General features: G+C 61.0%; 26 protein-coding genes and 1 tRNA gene. 26 read left to right on the top strand and 1 reads right to left on the bottom strand.

Annotation, left to right across the window (positions count from 1 at the left end; translation table 11 throughout):
- Window positions 1–65: 65 nt before the first annotated feature.
- Window positions 66–136, bottom strand: a tRNA-Gly gene (locus ACR3FE_RS04515).
- Between the two features lie 212 nt (window positions 137–348).
- On the opposite strand from ACR3FE_RS04515, the gene ACR3FE_RS04510 reads away from it, so the two are divergent.
- The 26 genes from ACR3FE_RS04510 to ACR3FE_RS04385 all read left to right on the top strand — a co-directional run bounded on the left by ACR3FE_RS04510 (window position 349) and on the right by ACR3FE_RS04385 (window position 16,638).
- The gene (locus ACR3FE_RS04510; protein WP_458205805.1) at window positions 349–1,191 is read left to right on the top strand and encodes a putative RNA uridine N3 methyltransferase; all 843 of its coding nucleotides are present in this window, start codon (window positions 349–351) and stop codon (window positions 1,189–1,191) included.
- A 4-nt stretch (window positions 1,192–1,195) separates the two neighbouring features.
- A complete protein-coding gene (locus ACR3FE_RS04505) occupies window positions 1,196–2,212 on the top strand; it encodes a 50S ribosomal protein L3 (protein ID WP_458205803.1) in 1,017 nt (338 codons plus the stop codon).
- Between the two features lie 3 nt (window positions 2,213–2,215).
- Window positions 2,216–2,962, top strand: coding sequence for a 50S ribosomal protein L4 (gene rpl4p / locus ACR3FE_RS04500; RefSeq protein WP_458205802.1), 747 nt, complete (start codon window positions 2,216–2,218; stop codon window positions 2,960–2,962).
- Complete coding sequence (locus ACR3FE_RS04495; protein WP_227353717.1) at window positions 2,959–3,210, top strand: 50S ribosomal protein L23; 252 nt, start codon at window positions 2,959–2,961, stop codon at window positions 3,208–3,210. Before rpl4p ends, ACR3FE_RS04495 begins: the two co-directional genes overlap by 4 nt.
- 2 nt (window positions 3,211–3,212) lie before the next feature.
- Window positions 3,213–3,935: a 50S ribosomal protein L2 gene (locus ACR3FE_RS04490; protein WP_458205800.1), complete on the top strand. Its 723-nt coding sequence runs from the start codon at window positions 3,213–3,215 to the stop codon at window positions 3,933–3,935.
- Complete coding sequence (locus tag ACR3FE_RS04485) at window positions 3,932–4,357, top strand: 30S ribosomal protein S19 (protein WP_458205799.1); 426 nt, start codon at window positions 3,932–3,934, stop codon at window positions 4,355–4,357. The genes ACR3FE_RS04490 and ACR3FE_RS04485 overlap by 4 nt, the downstream gene beginning before the upstream one ends.
- Window positions 4,358–4,360: 3 nt before the next feature.
- Window positions 4,361–4,822 carry a 50S ribosomal protein L22 gene (locus ACR3FE_RS04480; RefSeq protein WP_458205797.1) on the top strand — a complete coding sequence of 154 codons (462 nt, stop codon included), beginning with the start codon at window positions 4,361–4,363 and terminating at the stop codon, window positions 4,820–4,822.
- Window positions 4,822–5,727 (top strand): 30S ribosomal protein S3, encoded by a 906-nt coding sequence (locus ACR3FE_RS04475; RefSeq protein ID WP_458205795.1) that lies wholly within the window; start codon window positions 4,822–4,824, stop codon window positions 5,725–5,727. Before ACR3FE_RS04480 ends, ACR3FE_RS04475 begins: the two co-directional genes overlap by 1 nt.
- The gene (gene rpmC / locus ACR3FE_RS04470) at window positions 5,727–5,933 is read left to right on the top strand and encodes a 50S ribosomal protein L29 (RefSeq protein ID WP_435154977.1); all 207 of its coding nucleotides are present in this window, start codon (window positions 5,727–5,729) and stop codon (window positions 5,931–5,933) included. The genes ACR3FE_RS04475 and rpmC overlap by 1 nt, the downstream gene beginning before the upstream one ends.
- 1 nt (window position 5,934) lies before the next feature.
- The gene (locus tag ACR3FE_RS04465) at window positions 5,935–6,318 is read left to right on the top strand and encodes a ribonuclease P protein component 1 (protein WP_458205793.1); all 384 of its coding nucleotides are present in this window, start codon (window positions 5,935–5,937) and stop codon (window positions 6,316–6,318) included.
- Window positions 6,309–6,638, top strand: coding sequence for a 30S ribosomal protein S17 (locus tag ACR3FE_RS04460; protein WP_458205791.1), 330 nt, complete (start codon window positions 6,309–6,311; stop codon window positions 6,636–6,638). The genes ACR3FE_RS04465 and ACR3FE_RS04460 overlap by 10 nt, the downstream gene beginning before the upstream one ends.
- Window positions 6,638–7,036, top strand: a complete 399-nt coding sequence (locus ACR3FE_RS04455; protein WP_458205790.1) for a 50S ribosomal protein L14 — start codon at window positions 6,638–6,640, stop codon at window positions 7,034–7,036. Before ACR3FE_RS04460 ends, ACR3FE_RS04455 begins: the two co-directional genes overlap by 1 nt.
- Entirely contained in the window at window positions 7,033–7,389 is a 357-nt protein-coding gene (rplX, locus tag ACR3FE_RS04450; RefSeq protein WP_458205789.1) for a 50S ribosomal protein L24, read from the top strand. Before ACR3FE_RS04455 ends, rplX begins: the two co-directional genes overlap by 4 nt.
- Window positions 7,386–8,087, top strand: coding sequence for a 30S ribosomal protein S4e (locus ACR3FE_RS04445; RefSeq protein WP_458205787.1), 702 nt, complete (start codon window positions 7,386–7,388; stop codon window positions 8,085–8,087). Before rplX ends, ACR3FE_RS04445 begins: the two co-directional genes overlap by 4 nt.
- Window positions 8,084–8,608, top strand: coding sequence for a 50S ribosomal protein L5 (locus ACR3FE_RS04440; protein ID WP_458205786.1), 525 nt, complete (start codon window positions 8,084–8,086; stop codon window positions 8,606–8,608). Before ACR3FE_RS04445 ends, ACR3FE_RS04440 begins: the two co-directional genes overlap by 4 nt.
- Window positions 8,605–8,781 carry a 30S ribosomal protein S14 gene (locus ACR3FE_RS04435; RefSeq protein ID WP_227353728.1) on the top strand — a complete coding sequence of 59 codons (177 nt, stop codon included), beginning with the start codon at window positions 8,605–8,607 and terminating at the stop codon, window positions 8,779–8,781. The genes ACR3FE_RS04440 and ACR3FE_RS04435 overlap by 4 nt, the downstream gene beginning before the upstream one ends.
- 2 nt (window positions 8,782–8,783) lie before the next feature.
- Window positions 8,784–9,176: a 30S ribosomal protein S8 gene (locus ACR3FE_RS04430; RefSeq protein WP_458205785.1), complete on the top strand. Its 393-nt coding sequence runs from the start codon at window positions 8,784–8,786 to the stop codon at window positions 9,174–9,176.
- Window positions 9,177–9,180: 4 nt separating this feature from the next.
- On the top strand, window positions 9,181–9,717 hold the full coding sequence (locus ACR3FE_RS04425; RefSeq protein WP_458205783.1) for a 50S ribosomal protein L6: 537 nt from the start codon (window positions 9,181–9,183) through the stop codon (window positions 9,715–9,717).
- Between the two features lie 3 nt (window positions 9,718–9,720).
- Window positions 9,721–10,422 (top strand): 50S ribosomal protein L32e, encoded by a 702-nt coding sequence (locus ACR3FE_RS04420; RefSeq protein ID WP_458205781.1) that lies wholly within the window; start codon window positions 9,721–9,723, stop codon window positions 10,420–10,422.
- Window positions 10,419–10,859, top strand: a complete 441-nt coding sequence (locus ACR3FE_RS04415; protein ID WP_458205780.1) for a 50S ribosomal protein L19e — start codon at window positions 10,419–10,421, stop codon at window positions 10,857–10,859. The genes ACR3FE_RS04420 and ACR3FE_RS04415 overlap by 4 nt, the downstream gene beginning before the upstream one ends.
- Window positions 10,860–10,861: 2 nt before the next feature.
- On the top strand, window positions 10,862–11,416 hold the full coding sequence (locus ACR3FE_RS04410; RefSeq protein ID WP_458205779.1) for a 50S ribosomal protein L18: 555 nt from the start codon (window positions 10,862–10,864) through the stop codon (window positions 11,414–11,416).
- Window position 11,417: 1 nt separating this feature from the next.
- Window positions 11,418–12,062 (top strand): 30S ribosomal protein S5, encoded by a 645-nt coding sequence (locus tag ACR3FE_RS04405; RefSeq protein ID WP_458205777.1) that lies wholly within the window; start codon window positions 11,418–11,420, stop codon window positions 12,060–12,062.
- Entirely contained in the window at window positions 12,062–12,526 is a 465-nt protein-coding gene (gene rpmD / locus ACR3FE_RS04400) for a 50S ribosomal protein L30 (protein ID WP_458205776.1), read from the top strand. The genes ACR3FE_RS04405 and rpmD overlap by 1 nt, the downstream gene beginning before the upstream one ends.
- Window positions 12,527–12,528: 2 nt before the next feature.
- Complete coding sequence (locus ACR3FE_RS04395; protein ID WP_458205774.1) at window positions 12,529–13,014, top strand: uL15m family ribosomal protein; 486 nt, start codon at window positions 12,529–12,531, stop codon at window positions 13,012–13,014.
- A gap of 222 nt (window positions 13,015–13,236) precedes the next feature.
- Window positions 13,237–14,700, top strand: coding sequence for a preprotein translocase subunit SecY (secY, locus tag ACR3FE_RS04390; RefSeq protein WP_458205771.1), 1,464 nt, complete (start codon window positions 13,237–13,239; stop codon window positions 14,698–14,700).
- A 300-nt stretch (window positions 14,701–15,000) separates the two neighbouring features.
- Window positions 15,001–16,638: a DUF7845 domain-containing protein gene (locus ACR3FE_RS04385; RefSeq protein WP_458205770.1), complete on the top strand. Its 1,638-nt coding sequence runs from the start codon at window positions 15,001–15,003 to the stop codon at window positions 16,636–16,638.
- Window positions 16,639–16,821 lie beyond the last annotated feature (183 nt).

Raw genomic sequence — 16,821 nt, 5'->3', positions numbered from 1 at the left:
TTCCGTTTCGCACGACATCGAGCGAGACGAACACGTCCCGCTCGACGTTTTGTGCTCGGTAGAAGTGCGCTGGCTGGGATTTGAACCCAGGTTGTGACCATGGCAAGGTCACGTGATACCACTACACTACCAGCGCAGTGCTGTTTGCACTTATTCGTATTCCGGACTGGAGTATAAGGCTTCCGAAACGGGGCAACTTCGTGTGTAAATCACTCACGAACATCTCTTGATTCGGAGGGATTCGGGCGCGTGACGTATTCACACGCCCAATTGGGAAGCGGCACTCTTTTAAGCCTAAGCGAGAAAATTTCGCTACAGTCTAGTGATGAGGCGCCGAAGCGTCACGGTATGACCGTCAGCATACTCGTGCCGTCGTCCCTCGTCCGGGAAGCCGAAGACAAACGCGAGGCAACTCGCAAGATCGGCTACGTCGCCCGCGCGGCGACCGTATTCCGGGCGGATCGATTGGTCGTCTTCCCCGACACGGAAGGCGAGCGTAAGTGGGGCGGCGGGTTCGTCGAAACCGTACTGAAGTACGCCGCGACACCGCCCTACCTTCGAAAGGAGGTATTCGGTAAGCGGGACGAACTGGAGTTTGCGGGCGTGCTACCGCCGCTCCGCGCACCATCACAGACCGGCTCCGAATCCGAGGGTTCGGGGTCGTTAAGACAGGGAATCGTGACCGAGGTCGGACCTGAAGGGCGCGTTCGGGTCAATTGCGGATTGCAACACCCGATCTCCCTCGTCGTCCCGTCGGATATGACGGTCGGCGACGGAGAGCGCGTTACCGTCAGGATCTCTTCGAGAAGACCGGTCCGTGCGAAGCTGGTGGACGCCCCCATTCCGGGGTTCACAGTGAGGCGCATGGACCTTTCGGCGGCGCTCGACCGCGACGACGCTGGTGTCCGAATCGCCACGTCACGCTTCGGTGAGGAACTCACCGTGGCGCGGCTCGACGAACTCGTCGCGCGAACCGACCGCGATGGTATGACCGTCGCGTTCGGATCGCCCGGTCGAGGCCTGCCGGAGATGTTCGGGATAGACCCCGAGCGTCTACCTGCGGTCGAATCCGGCGCACCCAGCCGGTTCGACCTCTGGCTCAATACGGTTCCGAACCAAGGCAGCGAGGTCGTGCGAACTGAAGAAGCGATGTTCGCCTCCCTCGCGTGCCTTACCCTCAACAGCGAGTGATACGATGCCAGAAACAAGCAGACCACGCAGAGGTTCGCTGGGCTTCGGCCCCCGGAAGCGCGCGACCAGTGAGGTGCCGCGCTTCAATTCGTGGCCCGAGAGTGACGGACAGCCGTCGCTGCAGGGCTTCGCGGGTTACAAGGCTGGAATGACCCACGTGGTGATGGTCAACGACGAGGCAAACTCCCCCCGCGAAGGGATGGAGGAGACCGTGCCGGTCACCATCGTCGAGACGCCCCCGATGCGCGCCGTGGCTCTTCGTGCGTACGAAGACACGCCGTACGGGAAGAAACCACTGACAGAAGTGTGGGGTTCGGAGTTCCACGAGGAACTCGACCGCACGCTCGACGTACCGGAAAACCACGACGCCGACGCCGCGGAGGACGAACTCCGCACTGCTCTCGAAGCAGGCGACGTGGCAGACCTCCGGGTCATCACCCACACCGTCCCCAGCGACCTGAAGAACGTACCGAAGAAACGACCAGACGTCATGGAAACGCGAATCGGCGGCGGCTCCCTCTCGGACCGTGCCGACTTCGCTATCGAGCTACTCGAAGACGGCGGCGCACACGACATCACCGACGTGTTCCGCGCTGGCGAGTACCTCGACATCGGTGGCGTCACGAAAGGAAAAGGAACGCAGGGTCCCGTCAAGCGATGGGGCGTCCAGAAGCGGAAGGGCAAACACGCCCGCCAAGGCTGGCGACGCCGCATCGGTAACCTCGGCCCGTGGAATCCGTCACGCGTGCGCTCGACGGTTCCGCAGTTGGGCCAGACGGGCTACCACCAGCGTACCGAACTCAACAAGCGTCTCATCGCCCTCGGCGACGACGACGAAGCCTCCGTCGACGGCGGGTTCGTCAACTACGGCGAGGTCGATGGCTCCTACGCGCTCATCAAGGGTTCGGTTCCGGGACCGAACAAGCGTCTCGTACGCTTCCGCCCTGCGATTCGACCGACTGACCAACCGCGCCTCGACCCCGAGGTGCGCTACGTAAGCACGGAGTCTAACCAGGGATAACCTATGCAGGCAACAGTACGTGACCTGAGCGGTGACGACGCTGGCACGCTCGATCTGCCGGCGGTCTTCGATACGACCGTCCGGACGGATCTCATCAAGCGTGCCGTGCTCGCCGCACAGGCCAACCGGAAACAAGATTACGGTACCGACCCGCACGCCGGGATGCGTACCTCCGCAGAATCGCCGGGCAGTGGCCGCGGTATGGCCCACGTCCCGCTAACGAATGGACGAGCTGCTCGTGTTCCATTCACCGTCGGCGGACGTGTCGCACACCCGCCGAAAGCGGAGAAAGACCGCTCGCTCTCGATCAACAAGAAAGAGCGGAAGAAGGCGATTCGAAGCGCTATCGCGGCCACGGCAGACGCCGAACTCGTCGCAGAGCGTGGACACCGCTTCGACGAGGACACCGAACTGCCCCTCGTCGTCAGCGACGATTTCGAAGACCTCGTGAAGACGAAAGAGGTCGTCTCCTTCCTCGAAGCGGTCGGCATCGACGCCGACATCGATCGTGCGGAGGAGAACAAGACGATCCGCGCCGGTCGCGGGACGACCCGAGGCCGCAAGTACAAGACGCCGAAGTCGATCCTGTTCGTTACGAGCGAGGAGCCATCGCGTGCGGCACGCAACCTCGCTGGTGCGGACGTTGCGACGGCGCGTGAGGTCAACGCAGAAGACCTCGCACCCGGCACGCAACCAGGTCGACTGACCGTCTGGACCGAGAGTGCGCTGGAGGAGGTGGCCGACCGATGAGCGTCATCGAATACCCGTGGGTCACTGAGAAGGCGATGAACGACATGGACTTCGACAACAAGCTCCAGTTCATCGTCTCGCTCGACGCCACGAAGCCCGAGATCCGCGACGAGATCGAGGAGCGCTACGAGGTCACCATCGACAGCATCAACACCCAGGTAACGATGAACGGGAACAAGAAGGCCATCGTCGCGCTGTCCGACGAGGACGACGCGCAGGATGTCGCCTCCCGAATCGGGGTGTTCTAACAATGGGACGCAGGATTCAAGGCCAGCGACGTGGTCGCGGGACGCCGACGTTCCGTGCTCCGTCGCACCGATACAAAGCTGAACTGGACCACAAGAACACCGAAGACAGCGACATCGTCTCCGGAACGGTCGTGGGTATCGAACACGACCCCGCCCGGAGTGCTCCTGTCGCGGCCATCGAGTTCGAAGACGGCGACCAGCGCCTCGTCCTCGCCCCCGAGGGCGTTGGCGTCGGCGAAGAGATTCAGGTCGGCGTCTCCGCCGAGATCAAGCCGGGTAACACGCTCCCGCTCGCCGAGATTCCGGAAGGGATTCCGGTGTGCAACGTCGAGCGCCAACCCGGCGACGGTGGGAAGTTCGCCCGCGCCTCCGGTGTGAGTGCCGACCTCATCACGCACGACCGCGAGGCAGCGGTCGTCGAACTCCCGAGCGGCGAGATGAAGCGACTCTCGCCCCAGTGTCGAGCGACCATCGGCGTCGTCGCCGGTGGCGGTCGCACGGAGAAACCGATGGTCAAGGCCGGTAACAAGTACCACAAGATGAAAGCGCGCGGTACCAAGTGGCCGAACGTCCGTGGTGTGGCGATGAACGCCGTCGACCACCCGTTCGGCGGCGGTGGCCGCCAGCACCCTGGCCGACCGAAGAGCGTTTCGCGGGATGCCCCGCCGGGACGCAAGGTCGGGGACATCTCGTCACGACGAACGGGACGAGGAGGTAACAAATGAGCGGAAACGAATACCGAACCGGACGCGAAGGTGAGTTCACCTATCGCGGCTACGACTTAGACGAACTGCAGGACATGAGCCTGGAGGAAGTCGCAGAACTGCTCCCCGCACGAAAGCGGCGAAGCATCCTTCGCGGGTTGACCGTCGAGCAGGAGAAGTTGCTCGAGAAAGCCCGGAACACGACCGAGGAAGAGTCGGCGAACAGCCCGATCCGGACGCACCTGCGCGACATGCCGGTGCTCCCATCGTTCATCGGGAAAACCTTCGCCGTCTACAACGGCAACGACTTCGAGCGCGTACGAATCGAGCCGGAGATGCTGGGCCATTACCTCGGCGAGTTCCAGTTGACCCGCACGTCCGTCGAACACGGACAGGCGGGTATCGGCGCGACCCGTTCCTCGAAGTTCGTGCCACTCAAATAAACCATGGGAATCAGCTACAGCGTCGATGCCGACCCGGACACCACGGCGAAAGCCATGCTTCGGGAGCGGCACATGAGCCACAAGCACAGTAAGGCGATTGCCCGAGCGATCAAGGGCAAGACCGCCGGGGACGCGAAAGCGTACCTCCAGCAGGTCGTAAACGAGGAGCGGTCGGTGCCGTTCAAGCAGCACAACAGCGGCGTCGGTCACCGTTCCGACATCGACGGTTGGGATGCAGGTCGCTACCCAGAGAAGGCGAGCAAGGCGTTCATCGAACTGATCGACAACGTCGTCGCCAACGCAGACGCGCAAGGTTTCGATGGCGAGTCGATGAAGATTATGCACGTCGCCGCCCACAAGGTCGGTGAAGTGCAGGGTCGAAAGCCACGAGCGTTCGGTCGTGCATCCGCCTGGAACACGCCTGAAGTGGACGTCGAACTCATCCTGGAGGAGGTCGAAGAATAATGGCAGACGAACACCAGTTCATCCAAGACGGCCTACAGAAGTCGCAGATCGACGAGTTCTTCGCGTCCGAGCTGGGTCGTGCAGGCTACGGCGGCATGGACGTCGCCAAGACGCCGATGGGGACACAGATCGTCCTCAAGGCCGAAAAGCCCGGCATGGTCATCGGAAAAGGCGGGAAGAACATCCGGAAGATCACCCGTGAACTCGGGGAGCGGTTCGACTTAGACGACCCGCAGATCGACGTCCAGGAAGTGGACGAACCGGATCTGAACGCCCGAATCGTCGCCGACCGACTTGCCAACGCGCTCGAACGCGGTTGGTACTTCCGGAAGGCAGGTCACACGACCATCGACCGCATCATGGACTCCGGCGCACTCGGTGCCGAGATCGTCCTGTCCGGAAAGGTCACGGGCGCGCGTTCGCGCGTGGAGAAGTTCAACCGTGGCTACATCAAGCACAACGGCGAACCCGCACAGGAGATCGTCGACCGCGGTCAGGGTGTCGCAGTGATGAAACTCGGCACCATCGGCGTGGACGTGAAGATCATCCCGCCGGGAGCCGACCTGCCCGACGACTTCCGCATCGAGGAGGGCGCAGATCCCGAAGAACTCGTTCCGGATGCAGTCGAGGCCAACGAGGCAGCCGACCTCATCGAAGAACCGAGCGAGGAGGAACTCGAAGAACTCCGCGCTGACGAAGACGAAGAATCGCCGGAACCCGGCGAGGAAGAGGTCGATGACGAAGTCGTCGAGGAAGTTCTCGAAGACGAATCGGCTGAGGCCGAAACGACCGAAACCGAGTCCGTCGAGGAGGAACTCGACGAACTCGAAGAAGAGGTCGAAGCTGAAGCCGAGGAACTGCTCGACGAGATGGAAAGCGAAGAATCCGAGGAGAGTGAAGAATAATGGCGATCCTTCACACCGAGGAGATCCGCGACATGACGCCCGCAGAGCGTGAGGCCGAACTCGAAGATCTCGAGACGGAACTGCTCAACTCGAAGGCGGTCAAGGCCGCAGGTGGTGCGCCCGAAAACCCCGGTCGCATCAAGGAACTTCGTCGCACCATCGCTCGAATCAAGACGATTCAGCAGGAAGAAGGCGACCTCGAATAAGATGCCACTGACACCAGAGACGCTCACGAAACACGAACTCGTCGGCCTGTGCGTACGGGTCGTTTCGGCGACGAATCCCGACCTCGAAGGTATCGAGGGCCGGGTCGTCTCCGAGACGATGCGCACGCTTACCGTCGAGTCCGCGTCTCAGGTGTGGCAGGTGCCAAAGCAGGGCTCGACGCTCGAGTTCGCGCTCACAGATGAAGCCGCCGCACCCCGAAAGGGGTCGGGGACTGCGTCCAAACTTGGGTTGGAAACTGCCGGAGTTCGCTCCGGTCAGTCTGGCTCTTGCGAGGGCGGAGCCTACGTTACGGTGGATGGAGCGACACTGCTCTCACGACCCGCATTGCGCACCGAAACTGGAGGTAACTCGAAATGGCGTTAGGATTGAACGTACCAGAACCGGAGGAGACCTGCTCCGACGAGAACTGCCCGTTCCACGGCTCGCTAGCCGTTCGCGGACAGGTTCTCGAAGGAGAGGTCGCCTCTACTGACATGGAGAAAACCGTCGTCGTCGAGCGAGAGTACGACGTTACAGTGCCGAAATACGATCGGCAGATGAAACGTCGCTCGCGCGTTCCGGCCCACGCGCCGGAGTGCCTGGCTCTCGAAGTCGGCGATACGGTTCGTATAGCAGAGACCCGACCGCTCTCGAAGACGAAATCACACGTCGTCGTCGAGACCAAGACCGGAGGTGACGACTGATGGAAGCGCTGAAAGCTGACGTCACGCAGGGAGTCGAGAAAGGCTCCCTCCTGACGTGTGCTGACAACACCGGCGCACGCGAACTGAAAGTCATCAGCGTCTCCGGCTACCACGGCACGAAGAACCGGCACCCGAAGGCGGGAATCGGTGACAAGATCACCGTTTCCGTCACGAAGGGGACGCCGGAGATGCGCCGCCAGGTGCTGGAGGCTGTCATCATCCGACAGCGCAAGTCCATCCGTCGTCCGGACGGCACGCGCGTCAAGTTCGAAGACAACGCGGCCGTCGTCATCGACGACGTCGAAGAGCCGCGAGGGACGGAGATCAAAGGTCCCATCGCGCAGGAAGTCGCGGAGCGGTTCGGAAGTATCGCAAGCACAGCTACGATGATAGTATGACTCGACAACCACGCAAACAGCGAAACCAGACCGAGCGCGCCCCGCTTCACGAGCGGCACCAGCAGGTCAAAGCACCGCTGTCCGACGACCTCCGCGAGGAGTACGGACAGCGGAGTGTCCGCGTCAACGCGGGCGACACTGTCGAGGTCATGCGCGGCGACTTCGCTGGCGAAGAAGGCGAAGTTCTCGAAGTGGATATGAAGAAAGCAGTCATCCACGTCGAGGACGTCACCCTCGAAAAAGCCGACGGCGAGGAAGTGCCGCGAGCACTCGACGCGAGCAACGTTCGCGTGACCGACCTCGACCTCGAAGACGACCGCCGCGAGGCGCGTCTGGAAGGTGATACTGAATGAGCAACCATCAGAAACGACTCTCCGTTCCGAACTCCTGGCCGGTCGAGCGCAAGACCGCCACATTCACCGTGAAGGCCGGTGCTGGCCCGCACGGTCGTGACGGTGTTCCGCTGCTCATCTTGCTGCGGGACGTGCTGGGCTACGCCGACTCGAAGAAGGAAGCCCGCTACGCGCTCAACCAGGATTCCGTCCTCGTGAACGGGGATGCAGTGAGCGACGAACAGCGACCCATCGGGATGTTCGACATCCTCGCGTTCACCGAACGCGAAGAGTACTACCGCGTCTTCCCCGACGAAGGCGGTCGCCTCGCGCTGACGCCCATCGACGCCGATGCGGCGGACGGCCGACTGGCGAAGATCGAAGACAAGACGCAGGTCCCCGGTGGCGAAACACAGCTCAATCTCCACGACGGCAGCAACCTCCGCGTGGGAGACGGTGGCGACTACAACACGAAAGACTCCATCGTCGTCAGCAACGACGAAAAGGAGATCGTCGCTCACTTCCCCTACGAGGAAGGCTGTCTCGTCACCGCAGTTCGCGGCCAGCACGCTGGCGAGATCGGCGAGATCAGCGAGATCAAGGTGACGCCCGGCAGCGGCTCGAACAGCGTCGTGGTCGAGAGCGAAGACGACTCCTTCGAAACGGTCGAGGAGTACGTCGTCGTTATCGACGAGAGCTTCACGGGTGATGACGAATGAGCGAGGCCGAGGCCGACTTCCACGAGATGCGAGAGCCGAAGGTCGAGAAGGTCGTCGTCCACATGGGCGTCGGCGAAGGTGGCCGCGAACTCGCCAACGCGGAGGACATCCTCGAAGACGTGACCGAACAGCAGAGCGTTCGCACGCTGGCGAAGTCCACGATGCCGGATTTCGGCATCCGTCAGGGCGACCCCATCGGTGCGAAGGTCACGCTCCGCGGTGAGGAAGCACACGAATTCCTCGAAACGGCACTCCCACTGGCGAGTCTCTCGACGGCGCAGTTCGACGAGACGGGGAACTTCAGCTTCGGTGTCGAAGAACACACCGAGTTCCCGAGCCAGGAGTACGACCCGAACGTCGGAATCTACGGGCTTGACGTAACCGTCAACCTCGTTCGACCGGGCTACCGCGTCACCAAGCGTGACAAGGTGACTCGCCAGATTCCGTCGAACCACCGACTGACGGCCGAGGACGCGGTCGCGTTCCTCGAAGCCAACTTCGACGTTGAGGTGGACGAATGAGTGAAAGTGAAAACGATGCGACCGGCGAGCAGACGGCCAAGCGCACTGGACAACTCGAATCGTGCCAGCGCTGTGGTCGAAAGCAGGGACTGGTCGGCAAGTACGACATCAACCTGTGTCGGCAGTGCTTCCGCGAGATTGCACGCGACATGGGATTCAAAAAGTACCGATAACTATGGCAGGAAACGACCCCCTCAGTAACGCACTCTCCGGTGTGGACAACGCCGAGAGTGTCGGTCATCTGTCCCACACGGTACAGCCCGCCTCGAACGAGATCGGCAGCGTACTCGAGGTCTTCTACGACCACGGGTACATCGACGGCTTCGAGTTCGTCGAAGACGGCAAAGCTGGTCGGTTCGAGATCGAACTGAAAGGCGCGATCAACGAATGTGGCGCCGTCAAACCCCGCTACTCCGCGGGCAAAGACGACTTCGAGAAATGGGAGAAGCGGTTCCTCCCGGCCCAGGACTACGGGGCACTCGTCGTCACGACGAGCCACGGCGTCATGAGCCACTACGAGGCCCGCGATCAGGGAATCGGTGGCCAGGTCATCGCGTACGTGTACTAGAACAATGCCACGAATAGAAATCGAAATTCCGGACGAGGTGACTGCCGACGTAGACCATCTCGATCTGACTGTCGATGGGCCGGAAGGAACCGTCACGCGACGGCTCTGGTACCCGGACATCAGTGTCAGTGTCGAGGGTGACACAGTGGTCATCGAAAGTGACTCCACCAAAGCCAAGAAGAACGCGACGATGGGGACTTTCGAGAGCCACGTGCGAAACATGGTTCACGGCGTGACCGAGGAGTGGGAGTACAAGATGGAAGTCTTCTACTCTCACTTCCCGATGCAGGTGCGCTCCGAGGGCGACGAAGTCGTCATCGAGAACTTCCTCGGTGAGAAAGCGCCCCGACGGACGCGAATCCACGGGGACACCTCCGTTCAGGTGGACGACGAGGAACTGTACCTGCGCGGCCCGAGCATCGAAGACGTGGGCCAGACCGCCGCAGACATCGAACAACTCACCCGCGTGAGCGGCAAAGACACGCGAGTGTTCCAGGACGGCGTCTACATCACGGAAAAGCCGTCTACGGGAGGTGCCTGATAGATGGCAGACGAACCAGAACAGATAGAAGACATCAGCGGCGTCGGCGAGAGCAAAGCGGAATCGCTCCGCGAGGCAGGCTACGAGTCCGTCGAGGACATCAAGGCTGCCGAACAGAGCGACCTCGCCGAAGTCGAAGGTATCGGCAACGCGCTTGCCGCTCGTATCAAGGCTGACGTCGGTAGCCTCGAAGTCGAAGAGGAGACCGAAGCCGAGATCGAAGAGGAAGCGCCTGCCGAAGAAGAGCCAGAAGAAGATGTCGAGACCGAACTGCGCCCACGCGGCCTGACCGAGAAGACGCCCGACCTCGACGACGAGGAAGGCCGACTGCTCAAACAGCGCAAACGCGAAGGCAAACCGCAGTTCAATCGACAGGACTACCACAAGAAAAAGCGGACGCCCGAATCGTGGCGCAAGCCCCGCGGTAACCTCTCGAAGCAGCGACGAGGTATCAAGGGCAAAGGCGACATGGTCGAGTCCGGCTACCGCACGCCGAAAGCCGTCCGGGGCAAGCACCCGAGCGGTTTCGACGAGGTTCACGTCCACAACGTGGACGACCTCGACGGCGTCGACGGCGACACCGAAGCGGTTCGTATCGCTTCGAAGGTCGGTGCTCGCAAACGCGAGCGTATCGAGGAATCCGCTGAAGAAGCGGGTATCCGCGTTCTCAACCCGACCTACGTCGAAGTGGAGGTAGAAGAATGACTGACCTGAGTGCACAGAAGCGACTCGCCGCCGACGTGCTCGACGTCGGGAAGAACCGCGTCTGGTTCGACCCCGACGCCCAGGGTGCCATCGCGGACGCGATCACCCGCGAAGACATCCGCGAACTCGTCGACGACGGGTCGATCCAGTCCAAAGACGCAAAGAGCAACTCCCGCGGTCGCGCCCGAGAGCGCAACGCGAAGCGCGCCTACGGTCACCGAACCGGTGCCGGTACCCGCAAGGGGAAGAAGGGCGGCCGCAAGAACTCGAAAGAGGAGTGGAAGAACCAGATTCGTGCGCAGCGACGCAAGCTCCGCGAACTCCGTGCCGACGGCGAGATCACGCGATCGCAGTACCGTGACCTCTACGACAAGGCGAAAGGTGGGGAGTTCCGTAGCGTGCAGTACCTGCTCAACTACATAGAGAACAACTACTAAACATGGCAACTGGACCACGATACAAGGTGCCGATGCGCCGCCGCCGAGAGGTCCGGACTGACTACCATCAGAGGTTGCGCCTGCTGAAATCGGGCAAGCCCCGCCTGGTTGCTCGCCAGAGCAACCAGCACGTCAGGGCGCAGCTGGTCACGATGGGTCCCGACGGCGACAACACGGTTGCAAGTGCGTACTCCGGCGATCTGGAGGAGTACGGCTGGGAAGCCCCAACGGGCAACCTCCCCAGCGCGTACCTCACTGGATATCTGCTCGGCAAACGTGCACTTGATTCCGACCACACTGAGGCGGTGCTCGACATCGGCCTCAACACGGCGACGCCCGGCAGTAAGGCGTTCGCAGTACAGGAAGGAGCGATCGACGCTGGCCTCGAAATCCCGCACAACGAAAGCGTGATGGCGGACTGGTCGCGTAACCGCGGCGAGCATATCGCCGAGTACGCAGAACAGCTCGACGAACCGCTGTACAGTGGGGATTTCGACGCCACCGAACTACCGGAGCACTTCGACGAAGTGCTCTCGAACCTCCAGGAGGACGAATAATATGAGTAATTCCAACGGCTGGCAACCCCAGACCCGTCTCGGCCGGAAAGTCGTCGAAGGCGACATCGAGACGATGGAGGAGGCGCTGAACTCCGGACTTCCGCTCAAGGAACCGGAACTCGTCGACCAGCTCCTCCCCGGACTCGAAGACGAAGTGCTGGACATCAACATGGTGCAGCGCATGACCGACTCCGGTCGGCGGGTGAAGTTCCGCTGTGTCTGTGCCATCGGCAACCGCGACGGTTTCGTCGGATACGCCGAAGGCCGAGACGATCAGGTCGGCGGTGCCATCCAGAAGGCTATCGAGATCGCAAAGCTGAACATCATCGACGTACCCCGCGGTGCAGGATCGTGGGAAGACCGCAGTGACCGACCGCACTCGCTCACCCACCGGACGACCGGGAAGGCAGGCAGTGTCGAGGTCGAACTCATCCCGGCTCCCGCCGGACTGGGTCTCGCTGCGACCGACACCGTCCGCAAGATCCTCGAACTCGCGGGTATCGAGAACGCGTGGACGAAGAGCCACGGCAACACCCGAACGACGCTCAATCTCGCCAAGGCGACGTACAACGCCCTGGAGAACGCGTCACAGGCACGTGGCCCGCGCGCCCGTCCCGACGAGGAACCGCCGGAGGTGGCTGACTGATGAAGGCAGTCGTCCAGCTTCGCGGTGAGGTCAACATGCACCAGGGGGTTCGTGACACCCTCGGGATGCTCAACATCCACAAGGTCAACCACTGCGCGTTGGTTCCGGAGACGGAGACCTACCGCGGGATGATCACGAAGGTCAACGACTTCGTCGCTTTCGGCGAACCCGACCAGCAGGTTCTCGAGACAGTTCTCGAGAAGCGAGCCGACCCCCTCGAAGGGTCGGACACCGTCGACGACGAGTGGGTGGCGGAGAACACCGACTACGACGACGTCGCCGACCTCGCAGGCGCACTGCTCGACGAGGAGACGACACTCCGAGAACAGGGCTTGGCCCCTGTCCTCCGACTCCACCCGCCGCGCGGTGGTCACGAGGGTATCAAACACCCCACGAAAGAGGGTGGCCAACTCGGTAAACACACGACAGAGGAGATAAACAAGCTCCTCAAGTCGATGCGATAACCATGACGAACAAGAAACGACGCCAGCGTGGCTCGCGAACGCACGGAGGCGGAACGCACAAGAACCGCCGTGGTGCCGGTAACCGCGGTGGTCGCGGACGCGCAGGCCGCGCGAAACACAACTTCCACAACTACGAACCGCTCGGAAAGTACGGGTTCTCCCGACCCGACGACGTACAGGAGACGGTACTCACCGTGTCCGTGCAGAAACTCGACGAAGACGCCGCACTCTTCGCGGCGGACGGAGTCGCCGAGGAGACCGACGACGGCTACCAGATCGACGCACGCGATGTCGTCGACGATGGCTGGGACGCCGACGCAGTCAAAGTACTCGGCGGTGGGCAGGTTCGCAACACCCTCGACGTCACCGCAGACGCCTTCTCGGCGAGCGCGGTCGAACTCCTCGAGGAAGCGGGCGGCGACGCCGTCCTGAGCGAACGAGCAGAGTCGGACGACGAAGACGACGAAACCGACGAAGACGACGAGTAACGCGGTATTCTACGTTTTCCTCCGTGACAGTGACTTCGGTCACGACCGTCGCGGAGACGATTCGAATGGGTCGATGTGGCTTTCGAAAGTGCTGATTCGATGGCTACCGACCACGATATATCACTCTGTATACAATAGTTATATTCTGTCAAGAGTGACCTCTTACCATCAATCGCAGTCGAAGGAGATACATGGGTGGAAGTTCGAGTTGCCGTGTAGAACATGGGTTGGAAAGAAACTGCAGAACCGGTTTTAACACGAATGCCCTCCGTCCAGCGTCCAGAGGGGCACGTCCCCTTCAAGCGCAAGCTGACGTGGACAGCCGGCGTCCTCGTGTTGTATTTCTTCTTGACGAACGTCACTCTCTATGGGGTGAACACGCAGACTGACATCTTCGGACAGTTCCGTTCGCTCCTCGCTGGACAACAGGGGTCGGTCTTACACCTCGGTATCGGTCCCATCGTCACCGCGAGCATCGTCCTCCAGTTGCTCGGCGGTGCCGACCTCCTGGGTCTGGACACGAACGACCCACGCGATCAGGTGCTCTATCAGGGCCTCCAGAAGCTGCTGGTCGTCGTGATGATCTGCCTGACGGGACTCCCGATGGTGTTCGTCGGTGGGTTCTTCACGCCGGATCAAGCACTCGTTCAGAGCCTCGGCTCCGGGATGGCGGTCAAATGGCTGATCTTCGCCCAGATTTTCGTCGGTGCGATCCTCATCCTGTTCATGGATGAGATCGTGAGCAAGTGGGGTGTCGGCAGCGGTATCGGGCTGTTCATCATCGCCGGTGTCAGCCAGAGCCTCGTCGGTGGCCTCATCTCTCCGGGATTCGAGGGACAAAAGGGTCTCATCCCGGAGTGGATCGCCATCATCACCGGTAGCGCACAGAACGTTCCGTCGCTGCTGACTGCGGAAGGTATCCAGTATCTCCTGCTCGGCGGTGGCGGTCTGCTCGCGCTCGTGACGACGGTACTCATCTTCGCCATCGTCGTGTACGCGGAAAGCGTCCGCGTCGAGATACCGCTCAGTCACGCTCGAGTGAAGGGTGCTCGCGGTCGCTTCCCCGTGAAGCTCATCTACGCGAGTGTCTTGCCGATGATCCTCGTTCGCGCCCTGCAAGCGAACATCCAGTTCCTCGGGCGCATCCTGAACAGCCAACTCGGTGGTCTCCCGGCCTGGCTGGGTACCTATACGCAAGGGCAGCCCACTGGTGGGTTGTTCTATTACTTCGCACCCATCCAAGGACGGGCGGATTGGATGTGGTGGGCAGGCGGTGCTGCCTCCGCACAAGAGCCGTGGCAGGTACTGCTCCGCGTCGCCATCGACCTGACGTTCATGGTCATCGGCGGTGCGATCTTCGCTATCTTCTGGGTCGAGACGACGGACATGGGGCCAGAAGCGACGGCGAAGCAGATCCAGAACTCCGGGATGCAGATCCCCGGCTTCCGCCAGAACACCGGCGTCATCGAGAAGGTGATGGAGCGGTACATCCCGCAAGTCACCGTCCTCGGTGGTGCGCTCGTCGGCCTGTTGGCCGTGCTGGCGAACATGCTCGGCACCATCGGTGGCGTCTCCGGTACGGGACTGCTGCTGACGGTCTCCATCACCTACAAGCTCTACGAGGAGATCGCCGAAGAGCAGTTGATGGAGATGCATCCGATGATGCGCGAGATGTTCGGCGGCTAAGGCCCATAATCTGCGTGTTTCACCTGGTTTACCGCCCCTTTCACACCTCTATTCTTCGACTCAGCATCCACACGGTGAGCGGCGTCTCTTCCCCCGTATTCCGGATACTCTCCGTCCGTCAGACAAACGAAACCACAGAGCTGACATCGTTACGGCAAAGACGCGGACGGGCTCTCGTTTGGGTAACACTGGGCAAGTAACTGCTCAAAACGTCTCCAGTGCGTCGTACACTGAAGGCGTGAAAACTCGCATCCGCCTCACAGCCGTTGGAGTGCGCTCCGCTAGTAAGAGGTGGTGGACGTGAGTCACGTTGCGAGCGCCCCTCACGAACTCGAGGGGAATCTGGTTTTCGTCGACAACGGGCTCACCCCGTACTGGGCCCTGTCAACGCTCGTTCTCGACACGCTCGATGGTGGCACGAAGTTCGAGAAGCTCACGATCGACGGCGAAGAGTGGGATATCTTGATCGGGTACCAGAAGGGTGGGGTTGCCCCTCGCGAGGAGGATCACGCCAATGAGCGTCTCTATGAATGGCGACTCGCTGCCTACGGCGAGGGCCAACGCAAGGCGACGTACCTGATTCAACCGCGGTTTTCGAATATGCGCCATCACGAAACAGGACATCACATTTCGACCCCGTTCGATCACATCGAGGCAGCCGAAGGCGTCAACGTCCGGCTGGATGGGGGAAGCAACCTCGAACCAGACGAGTATCGCCAACTGTTGCCGAAGGTGTGCCAACGCGTCGCCGCCGAAGTTGGCGACCGGTTTAATCCTCGGTATTTTAGCGGATCTCCTCACGAGTTCAGTAACATTACTGCTTACGAACGGTATCTGCGTCTACGCCGCGAGATGGCCCGGAAACTGATTCACGACGATGGGATTTTTATGCGCTTGCTCCACCTATATGCGTTCGAGAAAGGGACGGAAATGGCGTATCAGGTCGACAATACCGAAATCATCGGGTACAACCACCGTGTGCTGTTACCTCGCGTGGCGGCGAAAAAACTCGCACCGGGACACCGATTCGGGAAGCAACTCAAGCACTACCACCCCAAGTATGTTCGAGGCACCGAAAACGACGATGACCCTCTCTTTCACCCGAAACTCGGTGCGCTCTTCAAGAGGAACCTCCACGACGGCAACGCCGTCCCTTGGAGCGAACGTCACCATCTCACCCGCGAACTTGAGGAAACACTCGTGAACATACTAGCGTGGGACTCCATCCCAACGCAAGCTGGCTCACCTACGTTTGTCCCTGACGACCACTTTCAGAACGTCGAAAGCGATATCCACATCGGGCGCTTCGACGATCCTACGCCCCAGATGGAAGCCTCACAGGAGGCCGTCTTGGTGCGCACGATGACCGACCTTACCGATACTGACCTGGAGTTGCTGACGGTGCTGGCCACCAACGGCGGCCAGCATCATGTGACCGAGTTGCTCGGCAATACCGACATCGGTAGTATGTCGACCATCTACCGTGCCCTCAAGCGTCTCGATGGCCTGCTCGAGAATGAAAACGGGAACGTCCGGTTCATTAGCGAGAAACTCAAACAGGACGTACACGAGATTGTAACCGTTGCCAGCGAAGCCGTCGAAACGGCTGCCCACGCCGCTGGGCGCGTCCTCGGTATGGATCCTGACCAAATAATAGCGAAAGGAAATGCCTTCAATCGCTGGCTGAAACGCTATGCCGTCGACTACCATGAGGCCGAAAATGGCGATATCACGCTCAAGATTCAATCGATGCTCAGCCGCTTCAAAGCCGGCCAGTATCCCTACGTCCGTGAGGTGCTCGCGTGTGGGAATACCGCCTGGATGCAAGTCGGTCGCTCCGGTCACCGCTTCGAAAACGCCACCGTCGAATTCGCCGATGACATCATGGGGCACCGGACTTGGTATGTCCGTGGTATTCTGAACCGCTTTCCCGACTAACGCTGGCCTTGTGAGTGGCAACACTCTCGCTTCCCCCGTGCTCTACAAATAGACCATATTCTATTGCCCACAGAATACAATTATACTTGTTTTCGGGAGGTCACTGCCACCGATCGCTGTGGTGTGGCGAGTGGTTGAGTGGGTAAATTTTCTCGCCGAGTGGGAATATCCCCTTAGGAAGTG

Source organism: Haladaptatus rarus (genome assembly GCF_054177585.1).
The sequence above is the reverse complement of the archived record's forward strand: the minus strand, read 5'-3'. Positions and strand labels throughout refer to the sequence as shown.

Bases quoted from the DNA above. Each gene is read 5' to 3' on its own strand.
- ACR3FE_RS04490 (WP_458205800.1), top strand. From the start codon at position 3,213: ATGGGACGCAGGATTCAAGGCCAGCGACGTGGTCGCGGGACGCCGACG.
- ACR3FE_RS04465 (WP_458205793.1), top strand. From the start codon at position 5,935: ATGCCACTGACACCAGAGACGCTCACGAAACACGAACTCGTCGGCCTG.
- ACR3FE_RS04485 (WP_458205799.1), top strand. From the start codon at position 3,932: ATGAGCGGAAACGAATACCGAACCGGACGCGAAGGTGAGTTCACCTAT.
- ACR3FE_RS04440 (WP_458205786.1), top strand. From the start codon at position 8,084: ATGAGCGAGGCCGAGGCCGACTTCCACGAGATGCGAGAGCCGAAGGTC.
- secY (WP_458205771.1), top strand. From the start codon at position 13,237: ATGGGTTGGAAAGAAACTGCAGAACCGGTTTTAACACGAATGCCCTCC.
- rpmD (WP_458205776.1), top strand. From the start codon at position 12,062: ATGAAGGCAGTCGTCCAGCTTCGCGGTGAGGTCAACATGCACCAGGGG.
- ACR3FE_RS04395 (WP_458205774.1), top strand. From the start codon at position 12,529: ATGACGAACAAGAAACGACGCCAGCGTGGCTCGCGAACGCACGGAGGC.
- ACR3FE_RS04480 (WP_458205797.1), top strand. From the start codon at position 4,361: ATGGGAATCAGCTACAGCGTCGATGCCGACCCGGACACCACGGCGAAA.
- ACR3FE_RS04410 (WP_458205779.1), top strand. From the start codon at position 10,862: ATGGCAACTGGACCACGATACAAGGTGCCGATGCGCCGCCGCCGAGAG.
- ACR3FE_RS04510 (WP_458205805.1), top strand. From the start codon at position 349: ATGACCGTCAGCATACTCGTGCCGTCGTCCCTCGTCCGGGAAGCCGAA.
- ACR3FE_RS04405 (WP_458205777.1), top strand. From the start codon at position 11,418: ATGAGTAATTCCAACGGCTGGCAACCCCAGACCCGTCTCGGCCGGAAA.
- ACR3FE_RS04420 (WP_458205781.1), top strand. From the start codon at position 9,721: ATGGCAGACGAACCAGAACAGATAGAAGACATCAGCGGCGTCGGCGAG.
- ACR3FE_RS04430 (WP_458205785.1), top strand. From the start codon at position 8,784: ATGGCAGGAAACGACCCCCTCAGTAACGCACTCTCCGGTGTGGACAAC.
- ACR3FE_RS04415 (WP_458205780.1), top strand. From the start codon at position 10,419: ATGACTGACCTGAGTGCACAGAAGCGACTCGCCGCCGACGTGCTCGAC.
- ACR3FE_RS04455 (WP_458205790.1), top strand. From the start codon at position 6,638: ATGGAAGCGCTGAAAGCTGACGTCACGCAGGGAGTCGAGAAAGGCTCC.
- ACR3FE_RS04435 (WP_227353728.1), top strand. From the start codon at position 8,605: ATGAGTGAAAGTGAAAACGATGCGACCGGCGAGCAGACGGCCAAGCGC.
- ACR3FE_RS04475 (WP_458205795.1), top strand. From the start codon at position 4,822: ATGGCAGACGAACACCAGTTCATCCAAGACGGCCTACAGAAGTCGCAG.
- rpl4p (WP_458205802.1), top strand. From the start codon at position 2,216: ATGCAGGCAACAGTACGTGACCTGAGCGGTGACGACGCTGGCACGCTC.
- ACR3FE_RS04505 (WP_458205803.1), top strand. From the start codon at position 1,196: ATGCCAGAAACAAGCAGACCACGCAGAGGTTCGCTGGGCTTCGGCCCC.
- rplX (WP_458205789.1), top strand. From the start codon at position 7,033: ATGACTCGACAACCACGCAAACAGCGAAACCAGACCGAGCGCGCCCCG.
- ACR3FE_RS04445 (WP_458205787.1), top strand. From the start codon at position 7,386: ATGAGCAACCATCAGAAACGACTCTCCGTTCCGAACTCCTGGCCGGTC.
- ACR3FE_RS04495 (WP_227353717.1), top strand. From the start codon at position 2,959: ATGAGCGTCATCGAATACCCGTGGGTCACTGAGAAGGCGATGAACGAC.
- rpmC (WP_435154977.1), top strand. From the start codon at position 5,727: ATGGCGATCCTTCACACCGAGGAGATCCGCGACATGACGCCCGCAGAG.
- ACR3FE_RS04460 (WP_458205791.1), top strand. From the start codon at position 6,309: ATGGCGTTAGGATTGAACGTACCAGAACCGGAGGAGACCTGCTCCGAC.
- ACR3FE_RS04425 (WP_458205783.1), top strand. From the start codon at position 9,181: ATGCCACGAATAGAAATCGAAATTCCGGACGAGGTGACTGCCGACGTA.